This window comes from Micromonospora sp. NPDC048835, assembly GCF_040649995.1.
In the GTDB taxonomy this organism is placed as follows: domain Bacteria; phylum Actinomycetota; class Actinomycetes; order Mycobacteriales; family Micromonosporaceae; genus Micromonospora.
In genome coordinates this window covers 250,075-273,451 of record NZ_JBEZGM010000006.1, presented here as the reverse complement: position 1 = coordinate 273,451, position 23,377 = coordinate 250,075, and the positions used below count along the sequence as shown (strand labels likewise).

The 23,377-nt window shown below is 73.0% G+C and carries 19 protein-coding genes and 1 pseudogene; 16 read left to right on the top strand and 4 right to left on the bottom strand.

Going from position 1 to position 23,377, the window contains the following annotated elements; genetic code table 11:
• Window positions 1–20: 20 nt before the first annotated feature.
• A complete protein-coding gene (locus AB0C15_RS10550; protein ID WP_357350818.1) occupies window positions 21–1,805 on the bottom strand; it encodes an N-acetylglutaminylglutamine amidotransferase in 1,785 nt (594 codons plus the stop codon).
• A gap of 130 nt (window positions 1,806–1,935) precedes the next feature.
• Window positions 1,936–2,367: a MarR family winged helix-turn-helix transcriptional regulator gene (locus tag AB0C15_RS10545; protein ID WP_357350816.1), complete on the bottom strand. Its 432-nt coding sequence runs from the start codon at window positions 2,365–2,367 to the stop codon at window positions 1,936–1,938.
• 96 nt (window positions 2,368–2,463) lie between these two features.
• On the opposite strand from AB0C15_RS10545, the gene AB0C15_RS10540 reads away from it, so the two are divergent.
• Complete coding sequence (locus AB0C15_RS10540) at window positions 2,464–4,242, top strand: ABC transporter ATP-binding protein (RefSeq protein WP_357350815.1); 1,779 nt, start codon at window positions 2,464–2,466, stop codon at window positions 4,240–4,242.
• A 45-nt stretch (window positions 4,243–4,287) separates the two neighbouring features.
• On the opposite strand, the gene AB0C15_RS10535 is transcribed toward AB0C15_RS10540, so the two are convergent.
• A complete protein-coding gene (locus tag AB0C15_RS10535) occupies window positions 4,288–5,289 on the bottom strand; it encodes a TetR family transcriptional regulator (RefSeq protein ID WP_357350813.1) in 1,002 nt (333 codons plus the stop codon).
• 109 nt (window positions 5,290–5,398) lie between these two features.
• Here AB0C15_RS10535 and AB0C15_RS10530 point away from each other — a divergent pair.
• The 4 genes and pseudogenes from AB0C15_RS10530 to AB0C15_RS10515 all read left to right on the top strand — a co-directional run.
• Window positions 5,399–6,268, top strand: a pseudogene (locus AB0C15_RS10530) (ABC transporter ATP-binding protein); the annotation flags it as partial.
• 212 nt (window positions 6,269–6,480) lie between these two features.
• Window positions 6,481–8,106: an anibiotic ABC transporter gene (locus AB0C15_RS10525; protein ID WP_357350811.1), complete on the top strand. Its 1,626-nt coding sequence runs from the start codon at window positions 6,481–6,483 to the stop codon at window positions 8,104–8,106.
• 201 nt (window positions 8,107–8,307) lie between these two features.
• On the top strand, window positions 8,308–9,249 hold the full coding sequence (locus AB0C15_RS10520) for a DUF559 domain-containing protein (protein ID WP_357350809.1): 942 nt from the start codon (window positions 8,308–8,310) through the stop codon (window positions 9,247–9,249).
• 291 nt (window positions 9,250–9,540) lie between these two features.
• Window positions 9,541–10,272: a restriction endonuclease gene (locus tag AB0C15_RS10515; protein WP_357350807.1), complete on the top strand. Its 732-nt coding sequence runs from the start codon at window positions 9,541–9,543 to the stop codon at window positions 10,270–10,272.
• 50 nt (window positions 10,273–10,322) lie between these two features.
• On the opposite strand, the gene AB0C15_RS10510 is transcribed toward AB0C15_RS10515, so the two are convergent.
• Window positions 10,323–11,126, bottom strand: a complete 804-nt coding sequence (locus AB0C15_RS10510) for a hypothetical protein (protein ID WP_357350805.1) — start codon at window positions 11,124–11,126, stop codon at window positions 10,323–10,325.
• Between the two features lie 211 nt (window positions 11,127–11,337).
• On the opposite strand from AB0C15_RS10510, the gene AB0C15_RS10505 reads away from it, so the two are divergent.
• The 11 genes from AB0C15_RS10505 to AB0C15_RS10455 all read left to right on the top strand — a co-directional run bounded on the left by AB0C15_RS10505 (window position 11,338) and on the right by AB0C15_RS10455 (window position 23,368).
• Window positions 11,338–11,787: a ribonuclease domain-containing protein gene (locus AB0C15_RS10505; protein WP_357350803.1), complete on the top strand. Its 450-nt coding sequence runs from the start codon at window positions 11,338–11,340 to the stop codon at window positions 11,785–11,787.
• A 97-nt stretch (window positions 11,788–11,884) separates the two neighbouring features.
• Complete coding sequence (locus AB0C15_RS10500; protein ID WP_357350801.1) at window positions 11,885–12,250, top strand: barstar family protein; 366 nt, start codon at window positions 11,885–11,887, stop codon at window positions 12,248–12,250.
• A 226-nt stretch (window positions 12,251–12,476) separates the two neighbouring features.
• Window positions 12,477–13,418, top strand: coding sequence for a hypothetical protein (locus AB0C15_RS10495; protein WP_357350799.1), 942 nt, complete (start codon window positions 12,477–12,479; stop codon window positions 13,416–13,418).
• 113 nt (window positions 13,419–13,531) lie between these two features.
• Window positions 13,532–14,701, top strand: a complete 1,170-nt coding sequence (locus AB0C15_RS10490) for a hypothetical protein (RefSeq protein WP_357350797.1) — start codon at window positions 13,532–13,534, stop codon at window positions 14,699–14,701.
• Between the two features lie 17 nt (window positions 14,702–14,718).
• Complete coding sequence (locus tag AB0C15_RS10485; protein ID WP_357350795.1) at window positions 14,719–15,147, top strand: hypothetical protein; 429 nt, start codon at window positions 14,719–14,721, stop codon at window positions 15,145–15,147.
• Between the two features lie 60 nt (window positions 15,148–15,207).
• Window positions 15,208–15,462, top strand: a complete 255-nt coding sequence (locus AB0C15_RS10480) for a hypothetical protein (RefSeq protein WP_354994239.1) — start codon at window positions 15,208–15,210, stop codon at window positions 15,460–15,462.
• Between the two features lie 2 nt (window positions 15,463–15,464).
• Complete coding sequence (locus tag AB0C15_RS10475) at window positions 15,465–18,719, top strand: hypothetical protein (protein WP_357350793.1); 3,255 nt, start codon at window positions 15,465–15,467, stop codon at window positions 18,717–18,719.
• Window positions 18,716–20,194, top strand: coding sequence for a hypothetical protein (locus tag AB0C15_RS10470; protein WP_357350791.1), 1,479 nt, complete (start codon window positions 18,716–18,718; stop codon window positions 20,192–20,194). Before AB0C15_RS10475 ends, AB0C15_RS10470 begins: the two co-directional genes overlap by 4 nt.
• Before the next feature lie 2 nt (window positions 20,195–20,196).
• On the top strand, window positions 20,197–20,697 hold the full coding sequence (locus AB0C15_RS10465) for a hypothetical protein (RefSeq protein WP_053659787.1): 501 nt from the start codon (window positions 20,197–20,199) through the stop codon (window positions 20,695–20,697).
• A complete protein-coding gene (locus tag AB0C15_RS10460; RefSeq protein WP_357350790.1) occupies window positions 20,697–21,344 on the top strand; it encodes a hypothetical protein in 648 nt (215 codons plus the stop codon). The genes AB0C15_RS10465 and AB0C15_RS10460 overlap by 1 nt, the downstream gene beginning before the upstream one ends.
• Window positions 21,341–23,368 carry a hypothetical protein gene (locus tag AB0C15_RS10455; RefSeq protein ID WP_357350788.1) on the top strand — a complete coding sequence of 676 codons (2,028 nt, stop codon included), beginning with the start codon at window positions 21,341–21,343 and terminating at the stop codon, window positions 23,366–23,368. Before AB0C15_RS10460 ends, AB0C15_RS10455 begins: the two co-directional genes overlap by 4 nt.
• Window positions 23,369–23,377 lie beyond the last annotated feature (9 nt).

Below are 23,377 nucleotides of genomic sequence, written 5' to 3'. Positions count from 1 at the left end.
CCGCACTGACCGGGCGCGCTTCAGCGCACGTCGTGGGTCTGCAGCCACAACTCCAGCAGGCCGAGCTGCCACAGCTTGTTGCTGCCGGCCGCCGCCTCCGCCCGGTCCGGCTCGGCGAGCAGGTGAGCCACGTACTCCGGGCGGAACAGCCCCCGCTCGCGCGCGGCCGGCGCCTGCAACGCCTCGGCGACCAGCTCGCGCACCGGGCCGTCCACGTTGCGCAGCGCCGGCACCGGGAAGTAGCCCTTGGGCCGGTCGATCACCTCGGCGGGCAGCACCTCCCGGGCGACCTCCTTGAGGACGCCCTTGCCGCCATGGGCGACCTTGTGTTCCGGCGGACAGTGCGCGGCCAGGGTGACCAGGTCCTGGTCGAGGAAGGGCGTGCGCACCTCCAGACCCCACGCCATGCTCATGCTGTCCACCCGCTTGACCGGGTCGTCGGGGAGCATCAGGTGGGTGTCCAGACGCAGCACGGCGTCGAGCGCGGTCTGCGCCCCGGGCGCGGCGAGGTGCCCGGCGAGCAGGTCCCGGCTGGCGTCGTGCTCCAACGCGTACGCCGGGCCGACGATGCGGCGCAGCTCGTCGTGGTCACGGTCGAAGAACGCGGCGGCGAACGTCTCGGCGGCGCCGTGCCGGGGCGCCTCGACGAGCGGCTGGTGGTAGCCGTAGCCGGCGAACACCTCGTCCGCGCCCTGCCCCGACTGCGCCACCTTCACATGCTGTGCCACCTGCTGGGAGAGCAGGTGGAAGGCGACCACGTCGTGGCTGCCCATCGGCTCGGTCATCGCCAGTACGGCCTGCCGGACGGCGGGCACCAGGTCGTCGTCGGCCAGCCGGATCCGCTGGTGGTCGGTGTCGTACGCCCGGGCCACCAGGTCGGAGTAGCGGAACTCGTCGCCGGCCTCGCCACCACGGCTGTCGAAGCCGATGCTGAACGTCCGCAGATGGTCCTGGCCCGCCTCGGCGAGCAGCGCCACGATGAGGCTGGAGTCCAGCCCACCGGAGAGCAGCACCCCCACCGGCACGTCCGCGACCAGCCGTCGGCGTACCGCGGCACGCAGCGCGTCACCGATCGCGGCCCGCCAGTCGGCGGCGTCCATCCCCGCGTCGGTGGGCTCCCGCACGTAGTCGGGCCGCCAGTAGACCTCCTCGCGGCTGCGCCCGTCCGCCTCGATCACCCGCAGGGTGGCCGGCGGCAGCTTGCGTACGCCCCGCAGCACGGTGCGTGGCGCGGGCACGATGGAGTGCCAGGACAGGTAGTGGTGCAGCGCCACCGGGTCGATGCCGGTGTCCACGTCCCCGGCGGCCAGCAGCGCGGGCAGGGTGGAGGCGAACCGGAGCCGCCCCGGCGTCTCGGCGAGGTAGAGCGGTTTGATGCCGAGCCGGTCGCGGGCCAGGACCAGCCGCCGCCGGGCCCGGTCGACGAGCCCGATCGCGAACATGCCGACGAGGTGGTCGACGAACCGCTCACCCCAGTGGGCGTACGCCACCAGGATCACCTCGGTGTCGCTTGAGGAGTGGAAGTCGTACCCGGCGCGGCGCAGCTCCTCGCGCAGCTCCGGATAGTTGTAGATGCAGCCGTTGAAGACCAGGGCCAGGCCCAGGTCGTCGCGGACCATCGGTTGCCCACCCGCGTCGGACAGGTCGATGATGGTCAGCCGGCGGTGCCCGAGGGTCACCCAGCCGTCGGCGAACAGGCCCTCGTCGTCCGGGCCGCGTGAGCGCATCGCCTCGGTCATCCGGGTGACCGCCGCCGCGTCGGGCGAGCGGCCGTCGAATCGCGCCTCCCCGCTGATTCCGCACATCAGCCGGGGCGGAGCTGGTCCAGGGCAGGCATGGCCCCTCCTGTCAGGTCTCCCCGACTGGTGGTGGCGGGGCCCGCGGTGAAACGGGGCCGCTGGCTACCCGGGCGCGGCGCGGGCAAACCCGCAGGTCTCAGGTACGCAGAGTGCGCAGGATGCGGGCCAGTTCGGCGCGGTCGGTGTCGTCGAGGTGGCCGAAGAAGCGGTCCGCCTCGGCCCGGCGCGCGGCCCGGATGGCGGTGCTGACACGGTCGCCTTCCTCGGTGAGCGCGACCAGGGTCGCCCGCCGGTCCGCCGGGTCGGGTCGGCGCTCGACCAACCCTCGGGTCTGCAGGTCGTCGATCACCTCGGTCGCCGAGCGGGGGGCGATGTGCAGGTGCTCGGCGAGGGTGCCGGGGCGTACCTCGCCGTGCCGGGCCAGCACGCCGAGGGCGCGGGACTGGCTGGGGGTGACGTCCCAGGGCACCAGCGAGTCCCTGCTCTGCCGGCGCAGCCGGGACGCCACTGCCCAGAACGTCTCCGCCAGGCTCTCGTCGTCGGTGTTCTCGACGGTGTGCTCGGTCACCGGAATACGGTAGCAGGAGATGTGGTTGTTCCCTCATGATGAGGTAACCTCAGCAATGTCGCCGACGAGAGGCAGTCCCCCTTGGAACCCACCCCGATGGGCCGCGACCGCGGCCACCGCACCCTCAGCGCCGAAGAGAAGACGCAGGCCCGCGAGGTGTCTCTGCGTCGCATCGGCCGCCTGTTCACCCCGCACCGGCCCGCGCTGGCCGCCGTCACCGCGATCATCGTGGTCTCCTCGGTCATCGCGATGGCCAGTCCGTTCCTGCTGCGCGCCGTGATCGACCGGGCCCTGCCCCAGGGCGACGTGCCGCTGCTGGTCTGGCTGGTCCTCGGCATGGTCGCCGTCGCGGCGGTGACCTCCGCGCTCGGCGTCGTGCAGACCTGGATCTCCACCCAGGTCGGCCAGCGGGTCATGCACCGGCTGCGCACCGACGTCTTCAGCCACCTCCAGCGCCAGTCGCTGGGCTTCTTCACCCGCACCCGCACCGGCGAGGTGCAGTCCCGGATCACCAACGACATCGGCGGCATGCAGTCGGTGGTCACCTCCACCGCCACCGCCGTCGCGGCCAACCTCACCACCGTGATCGCCACGGCGGTCGCCATGGTCGCGCTCTCCTGGCAGCTCTCCCTCGTCTCGCTCGTGGTGCTGCCGCCGGCCATCTGGCTGACCCGTCGGGTCGCCCGGATGCGCCGCGAGATCACCGCCCAGCGGCAACGCGAACTCGCCGACCTCAACGTCACCGTCGAGGAAGGGCTTTCGATCAGCGGCGTCCAGTTGGCCAAGACCCTCGGCACCGGCCCCGCGCTGATCGAACGGTTCAGCGCCTCCTCGGCCCGCCTGGTCGACCTGGAGCTGCGCAGCGAGCTGGCCGGCCGCTGGCGGATGGCCTCGATGAGCATCATCTTCGCCGCCGTACCGGCGGTCATCTACCTCGCCGCCGGGCTGCCCGGCACCGCCGGCACCCTGAGCATCGGCACCCTGGTCGCCTTCACCGCCCTGCAGGGCGGCCTGTTCCGGCCCCTGATGGGGCTGCTCAACGTGGGTGTCTCCCTCACCGCGTCGCTGGCGCTCTTCGCCCGGATCTTCGAATACCTCGACCTACCCGTCGACGTGGCCGACCCCGCCGAACCGGTCCACCTCGACCCCGCCCGGGTCCGTGGTCACCTGCGCCTGGAGGACGTCACCTTCGGCTACCCGGGCAGCGACACCGCCGCCCTCGCCGGGATCACCCTCGACGTGCCCGCCGGCACCAGCCTCGCCCTGGTCGGCGAGACCGGCTCCGGCAAGAGCACCCTCGCCGGCCTGGTCAGCCGGCTGCACGACCCGAGCGCCGGCCGGATCACCGTCGACGGCGTCGACCTGCGTGACCTGCGCCTGGCCGACCTGGCCGCGATCGTCGGCGTGGTCAGCCAGGAGACGTACCTGCTGCACACCACAGTGCGGGAGAACCTGCGCTACGCCCGCCCGGACGCCACCGACGCCGAGATCGAGGACGCCGCGCGCGCCGCCCAGATCCACGACCTGATCGCCGGGTTGCCCGACGGGTACGACACCATGGTCGGCTCGCGCGGCCACCGGTTCTCCGGCGGCGAGAAGCAGCGCCTGGCCATCGCCCGCACGCTGCTGCGCGACCCGCGCGTCCTGGTCCTCGACGAGGCCACCAGCGCACTGGACACCGAGACCGAACGCGCCGTACAGCGGGCCTTCGACGTGCTCGCCAAGGGGCGTACCACGATCACCATCGCGCACCGGCTCTCCACCGTGCGCGACGCCGACCAGATCGCGGTGCTCGACCACGGCCGGATCGTCGAGGCCGGCACCCACGACAGCCTGCTGGACCGCAACGGCCGCTACGCCACGCTGGCGGCCTGAGCCGTCGGCTCACTTCTGTCTCAAAACAATATGAGAACTGTCTCGTTATGGAGCCGTCAGGTACCGGTAGACGGTGGCCCGCGAGACCCCCAGCGCGGCGGCGATGGCGTCCACCGAGTGGGTGCCCGCCGCGTACATCCGTCGGGCCGCCTCGACCTGCTCGCGGCTCAACGCGGGCGGCCGTCCCGGCCGTCGCCGCCGGCTGGCTACCTCCGTGCTGCCGGCTACCCCCGCGCTGCTGTTCACCCCCGCGCTGCTGGTCACCCCCGTGCTGCTGGTCACCCCCGTGCCGTTGGCCGCGCCCGTGCCGTTGACTACGCCCGATGGCGTCGCTGGGCTCCCGCTCGGCGGGCCGGCGCCCGTCGCGCCCGTCGCGGTCGCGCCCGTCGCGGTCGCGCCCGTCGCGGTCGCGTGCGTCGGGGTTGCGTGGGTCGGGGCTGCGCGACTGGGGGTCTGGTGCGTCGACGGCAGGGTCGTCGGTAGCGCGGCCGTGGGGTCCGTGGGCAGCGGGGCCAGCAGTCGGCGTACGCCGTCGAGCATGTCGGCGCGCAGCACCTCGTCGGACACGTCGGTGAAGAAGACGATCGGGTCGCTGCACGCGCCCAACGCCTGCACCGCGTAGACGCGCTCGCGCCGGCCCGCGTTCGGCCCGGCGATGAGGTCGTTGGCCCGCATCGCGACCTCCATGAGCCGGTGGTACGTGTCGCCCCGGCCGATCAGCGCGATGTCGTGGAAGAGCATGCCCAGCGGGCGGCGATGGGCGAGCATGATGTCCACCCAGCCCTCCACGACCGTCCACCGGGCCTGCTCGGTGGGCTGGTTCTGAGCCGAGTCGAGCAGTGCCTCCAGATCTGCGACCAACGGCTCGACCAGGGCGGTGAGCAGGTGCTCCTTGGCCGGGAAGTGGTACAGGACGGCGGTCTTGGTGACCCGCAGCCGCTCGCCGATCTGACGCAGCGAGGTGCGCTGGTAGCCGTGTTCGGCGAACAGGTCGAGCGCGGCGCGCAGGATCCGGGTGCGGGTGTCGTCCGCGGGATCGGCGGTCATGACGGCCAGCCTAGTGGCGTCCTGACCAGTGGGCACGGTCACGGTTGATTCGCCTGACCGATGGTCAGTACAGTGGTGGTTGTCGACGCATTCAACCGCAGGAGGGGCGATGCCCGTCATCTCGATCGGCAACCTGGTCAAGTCGTTCGGAGCCGTCCGGGCCCTCGACGGGCTGGACCTGCGCGTCGAGCAGGGGGAAGTGCACGGCTTCCTCGGGCCCAACGGCTCCGGAAAGTCCACCACCATCCGCATCCTGCTCGGGCTGCTCCGCCGCGACTCCGGTGACGCCGAGGTGCTCGGCGGCGACCCGTGGCGCGACGCGGTACGCCTGCACCGGCGACTCGCGTACGTGCCGGGCGACGTCAACCTCTGGCCCAACCTCACCGGTGGGGAAGCGATCGACCTGCTCGGTCGGCTACGCGGCGGCCTCGACCGACACCGCCGCGACGAACTGCTGCACCGCTTCGACCTGGACCCGACCCGCCGCTGCCGCACGTACTCCAAGGGCAACCGGCAGAAGGTCGCCATCGTCGCCGCCTTCGCCAGCGCGGTGGAGCTGTACGTGCTCGACGAGCCGACCTCCGGCCTCGACCCCCTGATGGAGGCGGTGTTCCAGGACGAGGTCCGGCGGATCAAGCAGGCCGGCGCCACGGTGCTGCTCTCCAGCCACGTGCTCGCCGAGGTCGAGGCGCTCTGCGACCGGGTCAGCATCATCCGCGAGGGCCGTACCGTCGAGTCCGGCACCCTCGCCGAGCTGCGGCACCTCACCCGCACGGCGGTGACCGTCGAGACGGCCCGCCCGCTCACCGGCCTGGCCGCGCTGCCCGGCGTGCACGACGTGCACGAGGTCGACGGCCGCACCCACCTCGAGGTCGAACCGGCGCACCTCGACGAGCTGCTCGGCCAGCTCATCCGCTCCGGCGTCCGCGCGCTGACCAGCACACCACCCACCCTGGAGCAGCTCTTCCTGCGCCACTACGGCGACGACCCCGCCGTGGGTGCCGGGCCGGCCGATGGCGCTGCCGTCCGTGTCGGGTCGGCTGGTGCTCCTGCCGCTGGTGCGGCGTCGGACGATGGTCCTGCGGTCCGTGTCGGGTCGGCTGGTGCTCCTGGCACGGGTGCTGGGTCGGCCGATGGCGCTGCTCAGGCCGCCAAGGGCTCGGACGCCGACGTACCGCAGGCGGGTGCCCGATGAGCGCCCTCACCGGCACCGCACTGCTGGCCCGGCTCGTGCTGCGCCGCGACCGGATCCGCCTCGCGATCTGGGTCCTCGGCACGCCCCTGCTCGGCTATGCCCTCGCCGGCAGCGTCACCGGCATCTACCCGGACCAGGAGACCCGGCTGGGCTACGCCACCACCTCCGCGTCCAGCCTGGTGGCCCGCGCCTTCAACGGCCCCATCCACGGCACCGACCTCGGAGCCGTGGTGGTCGCCGAGACGTACGTGACGCTGGCCCTGATCGTCGCCCTGCTGAGCACCTTCGCGGTGACCCGGCACACCCGCCAGAACGAAGAGACCGGCCGGGCCGAACTGCTCGGCGCCAACGTGGTCGGCAGGTACGCGCCGCTCACCGCCGCGCTGCTCGTCGTCGTCGCGGCGAACACCCTGGCCGCCGCGCTGCTCGCGGTCGCGCTGCTCGGCGCCGGCCTACCGCTCGCCGGCTCCGTCGCGGCAGCCGGAGCGATCGGCGGCGTCGGGGTCGCCTTCACCGCGATCGCCGCGGTCACCGCCCAGCTCTCCGTCACCGCGCGCGGCGCCAACGCGCTCGCCGCCGCCACCGTCGGGCTGTCCTTCGTGCTGCGCGCCGCCGGAGACGTGCTCGGTGAACAGAGCGCCGACGGCACCCGGGTCCGGAGCGCCTGGCCGTCCTGGATCTCCCCGCTCGGCTGGGGCAACCAGGTGCGGGCCTTCGACGGCGAACGCTGGTTGGTGCTCGCCCTGCCCGTCGCACTGCTGCTCGCCGGGGTGGCACTGGCGTACGCCCTCGCCGAACGACGCGACCAGGGCGCCGGGTTGATCGCCCCCCGACGCGGCCCGGCCACCGGTGCGCCACGGCTGCTCAGCCCCGCCGGCCTGGCCTGGCGGATGCAGCGCGGCACGCTGCTCGGCTGGTCGGTCGGGGTGGCCGTGCTCGGCCTCTCCATGGGCGTCGCCGCCGACGAGTTCAACGACATGATCGACGCGAACCCGGCCGCCGCCGAGGCCATCAACGCGATGGGCGGCGGAGCCGACCTGATCGACGCGTACCTGGCCGCGATGCTCGCCCTCTTCGCCCTGACCCTCGGCGCGTACGTCGTGCAGGCCCTGCTCCGGATACGCGGTGACGAAGCCGACGGAGTGCTGGAGGCCGCCCTCGCCACCTCGGTCAGCCGCACCCGCTGGCTCGGCACCCAGGTGCTCGCCGCGACGCTCGGCGCGGTTGCCCTGCTGCTGCTCGCCGGCGTGACCACCGGCCTCGGCTACGGCATCGTCAGCGGCGACCCGCTCGGCCAGGCCGTCGAGCTGGGCGGCGCCGCACTGCTGCGCCTGCCCGCCCTGCTGGTGGTGGCCGGGGTGGTGACCGCGCTCTTTGGGCTGCTGCCCCGCCTGTCGGTGGTGCTGTCCTGGACGGTGCTCCTGGTCTTCCTGCTCCTCGGGCAGCTCGGCGCGGTGCTGAAGCTGCCACAGGCCGCGCTCGACGTTTCGCCGTACACCCATCTGCCGGCCGTGCCCGCGGCCGACCCGGCGGTGCTTCCCCTGGTGGTGCTGGCGGCGGTGGCCGCGGCCCTGATCGCCGTCGGTGTGGCCGCCTTCCGCCACCGCGACGTCCCGTCCTGAGCCGCGTCATTCGATCGTTTCGGTGATCGTTGGCAGTGGAGCGATTCGACACGCCGAGGTGAGCCCTGCTGAGCTGCCACCGATCACCTGGCTTAGCACACCTGGTTCGGTGATTGGACGTCGTACACATGTCGGCGGTTGTCCACAGAGGGCCCGCCGGTGTGGTTGCTGCGGGCTGGGTGGGGCTTCACGGTTTTACGCGTGAACTCGGTGCTTCGGGAACTGGTGGAGCTTGGCGGTGGGCTGGTGACGCTCGGGGTGGCCGGGCAGGTGGTGCCGTCGTGGACGCTTCAGCAGGCGTGCCGTAACGGCGAGTTGGTGCGGGTGCTGCCCGAGGTGTTCGTGGCGGCGCACCTCGTCGATAAGCGACCAGGCGCTCCGGTTCTCAGCCGACTCGACCCTGCCATAAGTCAGCGGGCGGCCCTGGCCTGGGCCGGCGGCTACGGCGCGCTCAGTCATCTCAGCGCGCTCGCCGTGTGGGGGGTGCGCCCCGAGGTGGCGGGTGACCTCGTGCACCTGAGCGCGCCGGCGAGCGTGAGCCTTCGCACCCGGCCAGGGGTGATCGTGCACCGACGCCGTGGCCTGAGCATCGAGCCACCACAGGTGGTGGTCCGGCGAGGGCTGACGGTCACCCGCCTCGAACAGGCCCTCGTCGACTCGTGGCCGGCGCTGCCGCCCGCCGGCCGGCGCGCGCCGGTGATCCGAGCGGTCAACGACTGGCTGACCACACCCGAACGCCTGTCGGAAGCCCTCGAGCGGGCGCCCAAGCTGAACGATCGGGCGGCGTTCCGGCTTCTGTTGACGAAGCTTGCCGACGGCTGCCGTAGCCCGCTGGAGATCTGGGGACACGAGCACGTCTTCACGGGGCCCGGGATGCCGGCGTTCCGCCGCCAGGTGCCGGTTCGCGTCGGGCGGCACGTGGTGTACCTCGACATGTTTGCCGAGCGGGAACGGGTCAACATCGAACTCGACGGGGCCACCACCCACGGCAGCCCAGGCCAGCGTGAGATCGACCTGCGCCGTGATGCCCTCCTGGCGGCCGCCGGGATCCTGGTGGTGCGCTTCGCCCGCCGTCGCCTCGTCCAGAACATCGACGAGGTGCGCCGGGAAACCCTCGCCATCCTGGCGACCCGCCGAACCTGAGCCGCTGCGGTGATCGTTGGCAGCGGAGCGATTCGACACGCCGACGCCAACCCTGCTGAGCTGCCACCGATCACCTGAACCGGAAACGGGTTGCCCGGGGCTGGCAGCCTCGACCGCGTGCGCGGTGGGTCGGTGGAGCAGTCCGCGACGCTGCGGCAGGCACTTGTCGACAGGTCCACCGCGACGCCGTAGGCGCGGCGGGCTGACGGTTACCCGACACCGTCGGCGGGCGCGCAGACGGATTGTTGAATGCTGCCGCCACACTGGAGCCTCCCTACCGGGAGGTGCCTCGTGCCGTATGTCAGGTCACACACCAGGAAGGGCGGCGCGCGGGTACGGGCGCACTACCGGAGACGACGCACCGGCAGCGTTCGGCGCAGGTCGACGGTACGCCGTCTGACCGGTGGCGGCAGATCGGCAGACGGCTGGGTTCTGGTGCTGGGTGCCGTCGTCGGCTTCGTTCTCCTCCGCATGGTCGTCGATTTCGTGCAACGGCATCCCTACTGGTCCGCCCTCGTCGTGAGCGTTGTCGTCGCGGTGGCGACGGCGCTGCTTCTCGGCGTGTCCCGGCAGCGGGCCCGCGAGCGGGTCGAGCAGGCCCAACGGGACAGGCTGGTCGCGGTGACCGACGCGATGAGCGGGGCCGAGTTCGAGCAGTGGTTCGCCCGGATCCTGGTCGCGTCCGGCTTTCGGAACGTGACGGTGTGCGGCGGCCCCGGCGACCGGGGAGCGGACGTCCTGGCGATCGCCCCCGACGGCCGGCGCGTCGTGGTGCAGTGCAAGCGGCAGAGCCCCAGCAACCGGGTGGGCAGCGCCGCCATCCAGCGCTTCGCCGGCACCTGCCGGGACATCCACGGTGGCGAGATCTGCCTGCTCGTCACGAACGGCTTCTTCACCGCGGGCGACGGCATCCAGCTGGCCCGGCAGCTCGACATCACGCTCGTCGACCGGAGCGCACTGGAGATGTGGGCGTGGACGGGACGACCTGTGGCGGGGTCCATCGAGGGAGGCGGTTCGTGCTGACGCGGAAGGGCGACTCTCACCATCCTCGCCAACCGCCGCGGTCCTCTTGGTCAGACGGGTGGGGTGGGGGTGGGCGGGGGTGGTTCGGGTGCGGGATTGGCGTGGCGGTGCAGGAGTTCGGCGATCCATCTCGCGGCCTCCCTGTTCGCCGTGAGCATGTGGTCGCGGGCGTCGGCCAGGTCCGCGTCCTCGTCGGCGTGGACGCTAAGGATCGTCGCCCACTGGCGACTCAACTGTTCGGCGTAGCGAGCCCTTCGCATCTGCTCCTCGAACTGGTACTCCAGCTTGACCAGCCGGTCGACGTGCGGCTGGAGCGCCGGCATGATCCGTTCGTCGAGTCGTACGGCGGCGTCGGGGCGGCAGGTGAGCGTGATGTCGCCCCGCTGGTAGTGCCACAGGGGATCCTCGGCCAGCGCCCTCTGCAACGCCACCTCCAGGTCGCCGGCCCGGTGCGGGGGCAGGTCACGGGCGGCGTCGGCGGCGAGCCGGGTCAGCCGCTGGATCGCGTTGGCCTGGAAGTACTGCACGTACCAGCTGAGCACCTCGGAGCGCAGGCTCGCCGGTGACGACCAGGCGAACGTGGCGCGGACGTAGAACGAGTACACGTAGCCGCGGGCCGGGACCGCGATGAGCCGGGGTGCGTCGCGTTGTTCGACGAGCGGACCGGGCGGCGACGGCGCGGCGGCGGAACCGACGGGCGCCTCGTCCTGGAGCGCGGCGACCAGTCGGTCCCAGTTGCGTGCCCACCACCGCCAGCCGCGTACGCCGGCGTCGCGGGCGATGGCCACCCCTCGTACGCCGCGGTGACGCCACTGCTGCGCGGGCCTCGGTCTCCCGTCGGGGGCGTCCGTCATGGCACCCCTCCACGGTCACGGATCAGCGTTTCACGCTAACAACGAGTGCCCGATATGCCCGTAGCCACGCCGTTGTGGGAGGCGGGCGGATCACCCGGGGTTCACCGAGCATTGAGGTGCCGAGGGGTGTCGGTGCCGGCCGCCAGGGGCGAGACTGGGCCCGATCCGACAATCACGCGGATCGATGCACTGGATGGTCTGGAGGCAGCCTGTGTCCACCCCCGTGTCCCCGCTGGCCACGCTCGGCGCGATCCGTCGGCGTACCACCACTCTCGCCCTGCTCCTCGCCATGGTCGCCGCCGCGCTGGTCGGCCCGTCCGTGGTGTCCCCCCGGTTGACCGACTCCGCCTCGGCGGCGGTCTACAGCTCCTGCACCATGAGCCGCTGCGCCGACGCCCGCACCGCCCGCTCGGGCTGGTCCGCCAAGGGCTTCCCGACCAGCCGCGGCTGGTACTCCTGGAGCGGTGGGAAGTCCAACTTCGCCGGAGGTCAGTTCTACAACTACGAGGGTCAACTGCCCACGAACGCCACCTACCACGAGTACGACGTCTACCCGCGCACCCAGGGCGCCGCCCGGGACGCGTACCGCATCGTGGTGAACCGCAGCACCGGCGTGACCTGGTTCTCGCCCAACCACTACACCGACTTCTACCGGCTCTGACCGCCCTCGGGGCCGGCCGCTCGGGTTCGGCCGGCCCCGCTGCGGCGTCGTCGTCCCGCCGGTCGGATGTCGGCCGGCACAGATCAGGAGGTACGTGATGGTCGACGAGGACGCGGGCCGGACGCCCGACTGGCTGATCGTCCGCCACGACGGTGCCCCCGACGCGCCCGACGCGGTGGTGTTGGCCGGCGCGACGACCCGGACCAGGGGCGGGTTGTTCGCGGCGCTCGCGGCTGCGCTCGCCCTTCCGGCGTATCTGGGGGACACCTGGGACGCCCTCTCCGACGTGCTCCGCGACCGGCTCGACAGCGGCCCGCTCACCCTGCTGATCACCGACGCCGGGCAGTTGCTCGCCGACGAGCCGGACGATCAGTACGGTCTGCTGCTCACCGTGCTCGGTGACCTCGCCACCAGCGCTGCGCACCCGCTACGCGTCGTCTTCACCGAGGCCCCGCCCGTCTGAGCGGCGATGGGGCCGCCGTCGACGCCGGTGCGGACGGAATCGCACCGTGGGCATCGGGCATTCGACCGGGGGTCGGCCGTGGGCTGGGTGGGTGCTCGGTTCCCGACAGTCCGGCCTGCGTGCGGGCACGGTGACGGTGGTGGTGACGCTCGGGTGACGGGTCTTTCGCGATCCTCGTGCCGAGCCGGGCAGGGTGCACCGGCGCGGGCAGCGGGGAGGCCGTGCGGTGGACTTCGTCGACGGGGTGCTGGTGCGGTTGGCCGATCCGGGCACCCGCGCCGCGCTCTTCGATGACGCGTCGCTGGCGCACCTGGTCGAGGCCGCGTACGACACGGAGGCGATGCCTGTCGCGCCGCCGTACGCGGCGGTCTTCGACGAGCTGACCCTCGGCTTCGCGGCCGCGCCCGTCACGGTGGCCGAGGGGGAGTGGCTGGGCTCCGGCGGCACCGCCCGCACCGAACTGCGCGTACGCCTGCACGGCCTGGGCGGTTCGGCGCTGCGCATCGACGCCCTGTGGCGGGGCAGCCTGGTGGTGCGGACCAGCACCGCCCGGGACCGGGTCGAGGACCTCGACGTGGCGGTACCCGCCTTCGACGTCGACCCGCAGATCGTGGCGGACCTGGGCGCGTTGCCGGCCGACCCGGCCCAACTGGAGGCCGAACGGCGCAATCGGCTGGTGACCCGGCTGCGGGCCGGGCTGCACCAGCCGGCCGCGTTCACGGACGCCCACCTGGATCGGCTGCTCGCCGGTGTCGGCGCCGCGAACGCCGGCGATCTGGTGACCCGGATGCGCGGGCAGGCCGCCGGGGCCACCGTGAAGCTGCGCTACGCCGAGCCGTCGGCGGCCCCGCCGACCCCACGCCCGCTCCCGTTCGCCGCCGCCGTGCTGATCCGCGACAAGGGTTTCTCCCTGGCCGACCTGCTGGTCGAGACCCGCCTGGTGCGGGCCCGCGCGGAGGAACTCGGTCTGGACGTGCCCGCCCCGGACGACGTACGACGGCGGCACCGGGTGGTCGCCGTCTGGGTGGTCCCCATCGAGACGTTCGACGACGACGGTTGGCCCGGCGGTGAGACCGGCACCGATGCGCAGAAGCGGGCCGCCCGGTTCGCCCGCGCCGGCCAGTGGCTCGCCCGCAGCGGCATCGGGTTGGCCGCCCTGCCGACCTGAGCCGCCCCAACGACCGCAGCCGCCAACGACCGCAGCGGCCGGCAGCCGCCCAACGACCGCAGCGGCTGAGCGCCGCACAACGACCGCAGCAGCATCTTCGTCCGGGAGGATCCGTGGCACCGACAGCAGCATTCCCGTACATCGAGGTCCGGATCGTGCCGCCACCGGCGCCGCTGGCCCAGCGCTCGCCGGGTGTCATCGCGGTCGTGGGCAAGGCGCCGTCCACCGCCGACGGTGGTTCCGCGCCGGCGAACACGCCGGTGCGGATCGAGACCCTCGACGACGCGGTCACCAACTTCGCCCGCCGGCAGAGCGGGAACGTGGTCCGCAACGCCCTCTACAACTCGTTGGAGTTGGCGTTCCTGCAGGACCCGCGCCCGGCGAAGGTGTACGGGGTGAAGGTCGCCGGCGACGACTACGCCGCCGCGCTGAGCGGCCTGGAGGCGGCCGACGACGTGACGATGGTGTCGCTGGCCAACGAGTCGAGCGTCGGCAACCCGGCCGGGGCGAGCCCGCCCACCGGGCTGCACGCGCTCAAGGCGCACGTCGAGACGATGTCCGCGGCCGGTCAGCGGCGGATCGGCTTCGCCATGGTCAACCCGGCCACCGAGAAGGGCCCCAGCTACGTCGGGGACATCACCACCGCCGCGAACCCGCTCAAGAGCAGCACCAGCCGGATGGTGATGATCGCCGCTCGGGGCGCGGACGGTGACGCGGCCACCGCCGCGATGGCCGCCGTGGCCGGGCTGCCGGTGCACCACAGCATCGTGCTGAAGAAGATCCGCGGCGTCGCCATCCCGGTGGCCAAGCAGTACAGCCCGGCCGAGATCAAGGGCCTCTCCGAGGCCAACCTGACGCCGATCATCGACCCGACGCTGATCACCGGGGAGAGCCTGCATTTCGCCGACGGGCGGCTGTTCACCTCCGACGCCAGCCTGCTGCACGTCGACCTGGTGCGCACCCTCGACCAGATCGAGTTCATGCTGCGCGCCGGCCTGATCGGCCTGGTCGGCGACGCACGGATCACCAAGCCGGGCATGACGCTGCTCAAGACCCAGGTGGACGGCATCCTCGGCCCGCTCAAGCGGCAGGCGGTGATCGATGACTACCGCGTCGAGATCCCGGTGCTGGACATCCTCGCCATCCCCGAGGTCGCGCGTACCGCCACCGACACCTCGATCGTCACCGCCGCCCGGGCCGACCGCACCGTCGACCTGGTCGTCACCGTCACCTACGGCCCGGCCGTGAGCCGCCTGCTGGTCACGCTCGTGGCCAAGTTCTGACCCGGAGGAACCAGACCATGGAGTGGAAGACCCGCCTCGCGGTGCAGTACACCAAGGGCACCGAGACGGTGTTGATCAGCCCGATCGACTCGTTCAGCCCGTCCTTCTCGCTCAACATCGAGGCGCTGCACTCGTGCGAGGTGACCCACCTGGGCGCCATCCACGCGCCGGTCTCGATGAACTTCACCATGACCGTCAAGGCGATCGGGGACGTCGCCGGCCGGCTCACCAAGCTGGCTCTGGACGGCGAGCTGTTCGACATCGCGTTGCTGGAGCACACCGGCGACGACTGGTCGTTCTCGTCGTTCGTGCTGCGGGACTGCCTGATCACCAGCGCCACGCCGACCACCGCCACCATCTCCGGTGCGCCGGCGGCGACGTTCAGTGGCTTCAGTCTGGCCGCCTCGGTCGACCCGAAGACCGGCGACGCGTCCGCGCTGCCCTGACCGGCCGCCGACGAGCACACCGACGACAACCCGCCGACGACGACTGACCGGAGGTAGCAGATGGCGACCGGTGCTGGCCGTGCCGCCCGGGTCACCCGTACCGGGCTGGCCCTGGTGCACGCGGGTGAGCTGGTGCTGCCGGCGGCCGGCAGCGAGGCCGAGGCCGAGCAGGTGGCCGAGGACGACCGGGCGGTCATCGCGTACCACTTCCCGGTGGAGATCGAGGTGGTCGCGGCCGGCGGTGCGGTGGACGCCGACGCGCTCGCCGACCTCGCGCTGGCCCGTCTCGCCGAGCACCTGGACGGGCGGTTCTGACGGTGGCCATCTCGGTGCACGTTCCGGTGCGGATCCGGGTGGACGCCCGGTCGCTTGTCGAGCGCCCGGAGGCGGTGGCCGACGCCCTCGGCGCGGCGGTGGGCCGCGCCCTGGAACGCTCTCGCCGCGAGGTGGTCGCGCCCCGTGGCGGCTACCTGGAGGTACGCCCCGAAGCGCCGACGTTCCGGTGGACCGGCGCGGACGGCGAACGGGTGCACCCGGACGACCGGCGGGCGTTCGAGGCCCGGCTGCGCCGGCGCGTCGACGAGGTGGTGACCGCCGCGCGGCTGGACCCGGGGCTGCCACCCGGGGTGGTCGTGCCGTTGAGCGAGCCGGCGGAGGAGCTGTTCGACCCGCAGCGGATGCGTCACCTCCTGGCGGTGTACCGGGTGCCGTCCTACGACGACGGTGGGGACGCCGCCGAGGTGCCGGTGGACGGCGACGGACCGCCCCCGGTCACCCACCAGTGGCTGTTGCGGCCGGTCACGTACCTCGTCGGGCACTTCGCCGAGCTGGCCCGCGAGGCGGTACGCCAGCACGGTGGCCTGCCGTCGGGCACCCCGCAGGGCGTCATCGCCCGGGTGATCGACCCCAGCGGCCGGCAGGTGTGGTTGGTCATGGTGACCACCACGCCGTTGTCGTATCTGACCTTCGACTCGTTCGGTGAGACGGTGTTCAAGGCCACCCCCCAGCCGCACTTCGAGGTGGAGGCGCGGGTGCCCAGCGCGCAGCCCGGCACGGTGGAACGTCGGCCGGTCACCGACCGGGCCGGGCTGGTGGCCATGGTGGACGACGAGATCGGCGGCGACATCCGGCAGCGGCTGCGGATCGCCCAACCACGCGGCGAGACGACAAGCGTCGAGGAGTACCGGGCGCAGGTTGAGCGGGCCGTCGACGTGGAGGTGACCCGGCGGGTGAACGCGATCCTCGCGTCGGTGGGTGGGGCGCTGCCGACGAGCCTGGTGGTGGTTCGCGTCGGCGGGATGTCGCTGCTGCTGGTGGGCACCGAGGAGACCGACGCCACGCTGCACTGGACGGGTGTGGCGAACCTGCTGCCGATCAGCGTCGAGCAGCGTCCGGCGACCCCACCGGACCCGAACGCGCCGGCCGGCGGCAGCATCGGCGACGGGACAGGCACCGGCCCGGCCGGCGGTTCCGGCCCTGGCGGCGGGGCAGGCGGCGGCACCGGACCAGGCGGCAGCGGCACCGGACCGGGCGGCACGGGCACCGGGCCGGGCGGCACCGGCACGGGTGGTCTTGGCACCGGGCCCGGTGGGGGCGCCGGAGGTAGCGGGGACGGAACCGGCAGGCCCCGGCGGGGCGGCTTCGTCTTCGACCCGAGCAGCCCCAGCGCCCCACCCGGCACCGACGGTCGACGGTTTCCCGCCGTCACCGGTGCGCACGCCGAACCGCGGGCCTGCGCACCCTTCAACGGCGAGCCGGAGTTGGCCGCGCTCGGCCCGGACGGCGACGAGCTGCGCCGGCTGATGGACGACATCGCGTTCCGCCTGCAGATGGGCGACCCGTGCCGCTACCCGGCGAACTTCTGCCTCCAGGCCGCCGCCATGCTGCGCGGGCGGTCCGCGGCGATCAGTGTGCTTGTCGGCTCGACCGAGCGGGAGGCGTTCACCCGACCCGTGCCGGAGGGCAGCGGCCGACTCGGCCCGCTGGACTTCCGGCCGGTCGCCTCACCGGCCGTGCAGTTCCTGCGTCACCTGGCCGGGGTGGTGCCCCGACTGGACCGGCTCGCCCAACTGGTGATGGGCTGCTACAGCCAGCCCGAGCACTTCGCCCGGATCCAGGGCGGCTGGATCGACACGTCGGCGTCCTGGAACCTGCACTTCGTCCAGGCGTTCAGCACGGCCGTCAAGGGCGCCGTCGGGCAGCTCTTCGTCGTCGGCAGCCAGGCCATGCTCGTGCAGTTGCTGCTCAGTTCGCGTACCGGCATCGACGCCCGGATCACCAACTTCGACAGGTACGCGCCGATCTTCGAGCGGTTGATCGTCTCCCAGCTCACCGACTACGCCGAACTGCAGGGGCTGCGCGAACGGCTGCGCCGGCACGAGGCAGCCCGGTGGACGCAGGCGCACACCGACCTGGGTGGCGGCACCGTCGCCGCGCTGAGCATGGCCAACCCGTCCACCGCCTGGTACGGGGCCGCCCGCGCCATCTCCAGCGCCTTCCTCGTCACCGAGGCCGCCCTGAGCAGCCCCGGCGCGGCCGGTGAGATCGTCGACACCGACGGCACCACCCGGATCCGTGACTCACACGCGGTGCTCTGGACCCTCGCCGAGATCGAACAGGCGCTGGTCATCCAACGCGGTGAGGCCGAGGGCGTCGACCCGCTGGTCAAGCAGATCACCGATCTGCCCGACGTGCTGGCCCGCTTCGCCGGCAACCGCGCCGCGATCCGCGACGAGCTGTGGCGGGTGCTGCAGGACATGCGGCGCAACAACACCGAGATGCTCGGACGCGCCCGCGCCGACGCCCGCTTCGCCTTCCGGTCCAGCCGGATCAGTGAGCACATCCCGTCCGCCACCATCCCCGGTGGACGCTTCGCGCTGCAGGGCATCCACCTCGCCACCCACCAGCAGATCGGCGAGTTCTTCGGCGGCAACCTCTACTACGCCACAGGCGTCGACGACCTGTTCGGCACCGAGCTTGGCCGCGAGGCGCTGAGCGCGTTCGCCACCATGGTGGGGATCATCGCGCTGTCGCTGCTCTGCCCGCCGCTGGGCTTCGTCGTCGGGGTCGCCGTCGCCGCCGTCGACGTGGCACACGCACACCGTCGGGAGCGCCTCTACGGCTCCCTGCTCGACCCGGAGCTGGTGCTCACCCGCACCGAGGTCGAGGTCGAGCTGTTCGCCGCGTACCTCGGCCTGGCGATGTCGTTGATCCCCGAGGCCGGCACCATCGGCGGCGCGGCCGTGCGCGGCGGCCGGGTCGCCCTGCGCTTCGGCGTCCGCGCCGGGCTGCGCGCCGCCCGGGGGTACGTGGTGCGCCGGGTCACCCGGCAGATCGTCGAGGCCGCGTCCCGTGACCTGCTCCAGGGGTTCCTCACCGAGATCCTGCTCAACGAGGTGCTGGAACGGGTCGTGCAGAAGCTGATGGAGCCGATCCTCGCGTACGTGGAACGGGAGGCGATGCTCAGCGGCGCGGTCGGCGGCCCGGAGGGCGCCCGGTTCATCCTCATGGTGCTCGACTCGCCGCCCGGCGGTGCCGCCGCCGGCCCGCGCGTGCCGGTGGTGCGGCCGTGACCGGGCCGCGCCGGTTCCGCGCCGGCCGGTTCCTCGACGCCGCGGCCGTGCACGCCGCCGCCGACGCCAACCCGCGGCTGCGCCAGTTCATGCGAACCGTCGCCGCGCACAGCGAGGCCGGCGAGGTCCGCTCGCGGCGGCTGCTGGAGCACCTCATCCGCCGCATCGTCGACGACGTCGGTGACCTGCACCTGGGCAACGCGCTCAACCGGCTGGAACGCATCGCCGTGCTGCGCGACAACATCGCCGCGATCCTCGACCACGTGCTGGAGGGCGGCACCCTGCCCGAGGGGGTGCGGGTGGCCACCCTCGGTGAGTACTTCGACCAGCTCAGCACCGAGATGCGCGAACTGAGCCGACCCCGCGACGGCATCGTCGGGGACGCGCCGCTGCGGCTGGCCGACGACTCCGCCGCGTACGCCGACTCGCTGTTGCGGGAGTTCGACGCCGGCGGCGGCGCGGCCGGCCGGCACGTCGAGCCGGCCGCGATGGTCGGCGACGCGTTCCGGGCCATGCCGGCGGACCGGCAGGCCGCGCTGCGCCGCGCCGCCGAGCTGGAACCGGCCGGGCTGTGGCGCGCGGTGGCTGCCGAGAGCGAGAGCGGCAAGCGGGCCGCCGTCGCCGACCTCCAGGCCCGCCTCGGCGGCCGACTCAGCCCCGACGAGCTGACCCGGCTGCGTGCCGCCGTCGACGACCTCGGTCGGGCCCGCTCCCGCGGTCTGCAGATGAGCGACGCCCGGCTCGCCGATGCCCTCGCCCGGATCGGTGACCCGGACCTGCGGGCCGTGGTGGCCGGCGGCGACGTGTGGCTCACCCAGCAGCTCGCCGTGCACAACCCGGAGGCGCTGACCACCCTGTGGCGGCGCTTCCGGGACCGGGGCGGACGCGCCGACGACGGCCCCGGCTTCCGCGCCTACCTGCGCCACGACATGGTCACGTACGGCCGCGGCGTGCTCGGCGAGTACAGCGCCGCGTTCTCGCTGAGCAGCATCGAGCTGTTCCTGAAGGGGCCGGACGCCAACGTCAAGGTCGCCGGCACCGACCTCGTCGGCATCGGCCACGACGGGTGGGTGTGGCTTGTCGACGACAAGTCGCACCGGGCCACGAGCGTCGGCGGGGTCAGCGCGCTCACCGACAACCTGGTGACCAACCTGCGCCGCGACGCGGCCGACTTCCGCGACGCCATCGCCCGGCTGAGCCGCGACGACCCCGGCTTCACCCCCGATCCGCGCATCCTCGACGCGATCTCCCGGATGGAGGACGCCGCCGCCGAGATCGACCGGATCAACCGGCGCGGCTCCGCGTCCACCCGCCCGGCGCGGATCAGCGCCGCGCTGGAGGCCCGCCGCCTACGGCTGCGGGTGACAAGCGCCGCCGGCGAGGTCCGCGAGATCACCCAGGCGCTGCGCGACCTGGGCCTGGCCGTCGAACCCACCGGCACGTCGGTGCCGCTGCCACCCACCGGAGGGCGCTGAGCATGGCCATCACCAGCAGCTTCATGCGGTACGGCACGGTGCCGTCCGCGATCATCAGCGACGGGGTGCTGCCCATCCCACTCTGGGCGGTCACCGCCATCTCCCTGGCCCAGACATACCACCTGCCGCCGATCGGCTCCACCGCGCACAAGGCCATCGTGGCCACCCACGACGACACCATCACCCTGACCGGAGTGCTCGTCGGCGCGGAACGCTACGCCTGGAAGTTCGCCCTGGAGACGATGGCCGAGGCGAGCAAACGCGGCACCGCGCTCGCCGCGTACTCCGGGGGGAAGTTCGGCGGGCTGATCCTGGTCACCTCGATGACCATCCGCACCGACATGCAGGTGCAGTCGCTGACCTTCAACGCCTCGGCCGCCCGCCGCGACGTCCTGGACACCACCATCACCCTCGTCCACGTGCCCCGTCCCAGCCTGCTCGGCAAGCTGCTCGACGTGGCGAGCATCGGCGTCGGCGCCCTCGCCGACGGGTTGGGAAACTGATGCCACCGTTCCCGATCGACCGCTACCTGCTGCCGGAGACGCCCGTCGAGGTGCCCGACGGGTTCACCGAGGTACGGCAGAACCTCACCGCCGGCCTCCCGCACCGCGTGGAGCTTGGCGACGGCGTGCACGCGGTGCTGATCCTGCCCACCGGCCTGGCCCGGCAGTGGCTGGCCACCGACCCGCTCGCCGTGGTCAGCACCTCCGCCGACGACCTGACACCCCGGCCCGCGCCGCCGGCCGCAGCCCCGCCCCCGGCGCTTGTCGGCCGGGTGCCGCTGCGCCTCGTCGTGCGCCACGGCACCCGGATCCTCGGCTCGGTGCCCCTCGCCGCCGGTCTGCGCCGGGTCTGCCCCGACGCCGGCGCACCGACCACCACCACCGCGCCGCCGATCGCCGTGGAGGTGCTCGTGCTGACCTGGCTGCTGCACGCCGGGACGGTCCGCGGCTCCGGTGACTACGGCTCGTCCATCGCGGTGGCCTGGCGGCGCGCCGACCGCGCGGTGGACCAGTTCGGGCCGCCGCCGATCAACGAGTTCGTCTGGCGTCGCCGCCCACCCGCGCAGCGCGTCGAGTCCGAGCTGGGCCCCGCCCGGCTGCGCTACCGCTACCTGCTCGACAAGAAGCTGCGGAGGGTGCTGCGATGACGCTCACACCGTTCCAGACCGGCCAGGTCCGCCAGGGCGCGGTCGGCAACGACGCCGGCTGGACCCTGACCTTCCACCGGGAGACACCGACCGGCCTCAGCCCCGACGCGGCGCTCACCCTGTCCAGCGCCGACTACTACGCCTCCATCGACGCCGCGCTGCCCGACGGGCTCGGCCCCGGCGCGTACACCATCACCGTGCAGGGGCTGATCGACGAGCACTTCGCCGCGCTGCGCACCGCCGAGGGACAACCGCCACTGGTGGCGAAACTGCACCTGTACTGGCGCGACGCGAACACCTCCGTCGGCGCGTTCTTCACCAACCTGGTCGGCGTCAACGCCGGCCCCACCCCGGCCGAGCTGACCCAGGCGCTCGTCGCCGTCCTGCGGGTGACGAAGGTGCGCCGGCTCACCGGTGAACGCACTTACGACACCGAGCTGACCCTCGTCGAGCAGGCGTACGCCCGGCTCGGTCAGCGGGTCGCCGAACGGTTCGAGGCGGCCACCTTCAGCGCCGCGATCCAGGCCGTCGCCGAACGGACCAGGGTGGACATCACCACCTGGGGCGCCAACCCGGACGGCACGATGACCACCGGCGCCACCGAGGCGGCCGGCGACGAGCGGGTGGCCTTCGGCGCCGGACTGCTCTACCGCGCCGCGGTGGAGCGCATCGGCGGAGCGGTGCAGCAGTCGCTCAACGCGTACGGGCGGGGGATGCTGCTGATCCGCGACGGCACCGTGCACGTCGGCAAGCGGCCCATCCCGTATCCGGAGGGCGAGCCGAAGCCGCTGACCCTCGCCACCGGCCTGCTGGCGTGCACCGAGAACGGCAGCCAGGACACCGATCCGTACGCGGCCACCGAGGCCGGTGGCACCGCGGCACCGCGCCGTCGGGCGTGGACGTTGACCCTCAAGGGCCGCCCCGACCTGAAACCCGGTGACGTGGTGCTCTTCGACCCGCCGGCGGTGGACGAGGCCACCACGCTCGGCAGCGTCGGCGCTGCGCTGCTCGGCTCGTTCGCGGCGCCGTTCGCCCCGTCGACCGGTGAGCTGGGCGCGGGGGCCAAGCTGCTCTACCTCAGCGCCGCCCGGCACACCCTGTCGCGTACCGCCGGTTTCGTCACCGTGGTGCAGGGCGTCGAGGTCGCCTCGGGCGCCCAGGCGTGGGACAGCTGGAGCGACGCCTCCGGCGTGGGAGCCGCCGAGCCGGCCGGCCCGGCGTCGTCGCCCGGGGTGGCCGCCGCGGAGGCGGTGCGTCGGGCCGCCCGCGCCGCCCGGGGTGATACGCGGGGCCTGGAGATCGGCGAGGTACGCGCGGCGGCCACCAACGCCGGCGGCGCTGTCGAACCGCCGGCGCAGACCGAGACGGTGTGGGAGGGGCTAATCCGACCGGACGGCCGTCCCAACGGGGCCCGCCGCCTGCCGGTACGCCGGGAACAGCCGGTGCCGCTGCCCGGGGTGACCTACCTGACCCCGTTCGCCTGGGGCGGTTGCGGGCTCATCCTGCCCCGGTACCCGGGCACCCGGGTGGCCCTCGCGTACCGCAACGGCGCACCTGACGACCCGGTGGAGGTGGGCGCGCTCTGGCCCACCGGGCACGCCCCGGTCTCCCAACCGGGGGACTGGTGGTTGTCGCTGCCCGTCGGGGTGGCCAGCAGCAGCCGCTCGTCGATCGGCGACACCGTGGTGCCCGCCGACCACGACGGCAAGGTGGCGCACGACCTCACCGACGGCGACGGCAACCGGGTCATCGAGCTGGGTGAGCTGACCGTGCGGGTGGGCCGGGCCCAGTTGAAGGGTCGCGGTCAACGCCCGGCCCGCGCGCAGGAGGCCGACAGCATCACCATCGAGCACGCCGCCGGTGGGTCGTCGATCGTGATGAAGCAGGACGGCTCGATCACCATCACCGCCACCCAGATCGACCTGGACGCGGGCAACGGCGCGGTGAACATCAGCGGCGGCACCGTGAACATCGCCGCCGACGACGTCGACGTCCAGGTCGACAACGCGATGAACGTCCACTGAGGAGGTCGG